The 3,070-nt window shown below is 72.5% G+C and carries 4 protein-coding genes; 3 read left to right on the forward strand and 1 reads right to left on the reverse strand.

Annotation, left to right across the window (positions count from 1 at the left end):
• Positions 1-763 (reverse strand): HAMP domain-containing protein (locus ACWGB8_RS38280; RefSeq protein WP_452218267.1); only part of this gene is annotated, 763 nt, incomplete at its 3' end.
• Positions 764-1,055: 292 nt separating this feature from the next.
• On the opposite strand from ACWGB8_RS38280, the gene ACWGB8_RS38285 reads away from it, so the two are divergent.
• The 3 genes from ACWGB8_RS38285 (at position 1,056) to ACWGB8_RS38295 (ending at position 3,032) form a co-directional block, all read left to right on the forward strand.
• The gene (locus tag ACWGB8_RS38285; RefSeq protein ID WP_452218268.1) at positions 1,056-1,955 is read left to right on the forward strand and encodes a SigB/SigF/SigG family RNA polymerase sigma factor; all 900 of its coding nucleotides are present in this window, start codon (positions 1,056-1,058) and stop codon (positions 1,953-1,955) included.
• Positions 1,956-2,070: 115 nt separating this feature from the next.
• Positions 2,071-2,466 carry an STAS domain-containing protein gene (locus tag ACWGB8_RS38290; RefSeq protein WP_452218269.1) on the forward strand — a complete coding sequence of 132 codons (396 nt, stop codon included), beginning with the start codon at positions 2,071-2,073 and terminating at the stop codon, positions 2,464-2,466.
• An 89-nt stretch (positions 2,467-2,555) separates the two neighbouring features.
• Entirely contained in the window at positions 2,556-3,032 is a 477-nt protein-coding gene (locus tag ACWGB8_RS38295) for an ATP-binding protein (RefSeq protein ID WP_452218270.1), read from the forward strand.
• Positions 3,033-3,070 lie beyond the last annotated feature (38 nt).

The following is a 3,070-nucleotide window of genomic DNA, read 5'->3' on the forward strand; positions in this document are numbered from 1 at the left end:
ACGAACTCAGCTGGTCGACCATCGTGTTGATCGTGGTCTTGAGCTCCAGGATCTCCCCGCGCGCATCCACCCGGATCTTCTGCGACAGGTCGCCGCGCGCCACCGCGGTGGCGACCTCGGCGATCGAGCGGACCTGGCCGGTCAGGTTGCCCGCCATGAAGTTCACCGAGTCGGTCAGGTCCCGCCATGTCCCCGAGACGCCCTTCACATCGGCCTGGCCGCCGAGGATGCCCTCGGTGCCGACCTCGCGGGCCACCCGGGTCACCTCCCCGGCGAACGAGCCGAGCTGGTCGACCATCGTGTTGACGGTGTTCTTCAGCTGCAGGATCTCGCCCCGCGCATCGACGGTGATCTTCTGCGACAGGTCGCCCTCGGCCACCGCCGTGGCGACCTGCGCGATGTCGCGCACCTGGGTGGTGAGGTTGCCCGCCATCGCGTTGACGGAATCGGTCAGGTCCGCCCAGGTCCCCGACACGCCCGGCACCTGTGCCTGCCCGCCGAGCCGGCCCTCGGTGCCGACCTCGCGGGCCACCCGGGTCACCTCGGAGGTGAAGTGGGACAGCTGGTCGACCATGCCGTTGAACACGGTTGCGATCTCGCCCAGCAGCCCGCCCGCGTCGCCCGGCAGCTCCGTACTGAAGTCGCCGTCCCGCACCGCCGTCAACCCGGCCAGCAGCAGCCGCAGTTCCTGCTCGCCGACCTGGGTGGCCGGCCCTCCTTCGGGATGGGGTCGAGCGCCGTTGGGCGTGGTCGGGACAGCCATCGAACGTCGCCTCCGTAGAACGCCGGGCCGGCGGCCGGCACCCGATCGTGGGTACCCGGGAGCACCGGCCGGAGCAGCCGACCGCCGTCCCACCCGTGGTGGACCGTTCCTCGGAGGCTACCCCAGGCCAGAGAGCACAGGGCAACCGTCGGTGACGAGGACCCGCGCCCCGGGCAGCCTCCACCGACGCACCCGCGGGCCTTCACGAAATCTTCTCGACCGGCACCTGCATCGAACCCGCCGTCCCGGGTAGCGGCCGTTGCGACCGTGCCGTCACGAGGAAGGGACTCCCATGGTCGCGCCCACCGGTGAACTGCCCGTCTCCGTCGCCCCGTCGACGGCGGACCCGTCCTGCGAAGCCGCCACCGACGCACAACTGCGCGAGCAACTGGTACCGGAACTGTCCGACACCGGGGACCCGCGGGAGATCGCCCCCGCCGACGCCCGCGAACTCAACCGGACCCTGCTGCTGCGCCTCGCCGACCTGGAGGAGGGCACCCGGGAGTACTCCTACGTCCGCGCCACCCTCGTCGAGATGAACCTCTCCCTGGTCAAGTACGCGGTCCGCCGCTTCAGCGCCGCCCGCGAGCCCCGCGAGGACCTGCTCCAGGTCGGCGCGGTCGGCCTGATCAAGGCCATCGACCGCTTCGACCCCGAACTCGGCGTCGAGTTCACCACCTTCGCCATGCCGACGATCCTCGGCGAGATCCGCCGCCACTTCCGCGACACCACCTGGGCCGTCCACGTGCCCCGCCGCCTCCAGGAACTGCGGATCACCCTGGCCAGGGCCCAGGAGGGCCTGGCCCGCGAACTCGACCGCGCCCCCACCGTCGCCGAACTGGCCGCCCGCCTCGCGCTCTCCGAGGAGGAGGTGATCGAAGGGCTGACGGCCGCCAACGCCCACACGGCCGGCTCCCTCGACGGCGCGGAGACGGACGACGGACAGCCGCGCCCGATCGGCGAGCGCCTCGGCGCGGACGACCGGCAACTCGCCCTCGTCGACGACCTCGTCGCCCTCAAGCCGCTCGTCGCCGACCTGCCGGAACGCGACCGGCTCATCCTCTCGATGCGCTTCTGCGAGGACCTGACGCAGTCCCAGATCGGCGAACGGCTCGGCCTCTCCCAGATGCACGTCTCCCGCCTGCTCAGCCGCACCCTGAAGCGGCTGCGGGCGGGCATGGACGCCACCTGACCGTGCGCCGCGGTCCGACCCGAGGGGCGCGAACCCGGCGCAACACCCCGCTACTCGCTTGGCCGAGAGGCGCAATCTCCGTAAGGTCGGAGGGCACGGAACGGAGGGGACGACGATGATGCCATCCGGCAACAACCAGGCGAGCAGCACGCTGACGGCCGCCGAGGCCCGCGCGGAGCTGACCGTGGAGACCCGCACCACGGAGTCCGGCGCGGTCGTGTGCGCCCTCGCAGGAGACCTCGACATCGAGACCCTGGCACCTGCCCGCGAGGCGCTCGCCGGCCTGCTCGCCCGGCGCCCGAGCGCGGTGGTGATCGACCTGCGCCGGGTGGGCTTCTGCGACTCCTCCGGCCTGAACCTCCTGCTGCGCACCCGCCTGGAGGCCGGAAAGCAGGGACTGGAGCTGCGCCTCGCGGCGGTGGCCCCCACTGTCATGCGGGTCCTCGAACTGACCGGAGCCCGGACGGTGTTCTCCATCCACGAGTCCGTGGACGCGGCCCTGGCGGGCTGAGCCCGGTCCGTCGCAGAATCAGGCATGATCCCGCGACCGCGGGGAATCCGACCAGGCGACACCGCCGTCGATCCGAAAGGGTGCCCTCCATGACGACCAGCCGGGGAACCCTGGACGGCGACCCGCACCGGGAACTGTCCGCCGTGCCGGTCGGCGGCCAGCGCAGACGCCTCACGCTGGCCGACCTGCCCAAACCGGTTGGCCGGGCCCGGGAGTTCACCGCCCGGGCGCTCGGCGACTGGTACCCGGCCGCGGCGGCCGGCATCGCGGACGAGGACATCGCCGCGGACGTGGTCCTGCTGGTGGCGGAACTCGTCGCCAACGCCATGCTGCACGGCGGCGGCCCCCTGGAGCTGGTCCTGGACACCACCGGGGAGCGGCTCCGGGTCGAGGTCAGCGACCGCAGCCCCGACCTGCCCGTCCCGCGTCGGCCGCACGAGCCCACCCTGCCCGGCGGCCACGGCCTGTTCATCGTGCAGCAGACCGCCGACCGCTGGGGCGCCGAAGGGCACAGCCACGGCAAGACCATCTGGGCCGAGTTCGACACCGTGCGGCTGACGCGATAGCCGAGCGCCCGACCGCCCGAGCGCCCGTTCCCCCGGGG

The organism is Kitasatospora sp. NPDC054939, from assembly GCF_053610105.1.

Bases quoted from the DNA above. Each gene is read 5' to 3' on its own strand.
- ACWGB8_RS38285 (WP_452218268.1), top strand. From the start codon at position 1,056: ATGGTCGCGCCCACCGGTGAACTGCCCGTCTCCGTCGCCCCGTCGACG.
- ACWGB8_RS38290 (WP_452218269.1), top strand. From the start codon at position 2,071: ATGATGCCATCCGGCAACAACCAGGCGAGCAGCACGCTGACGGCCGCC.
- ACWGB8_RS38295 (WP_452218270.1), top strand. From the start codon at position 2,556: ATGACGACCAGCCGGGGAACCCTGGACGGCGACCCGCACCGGGAACTG.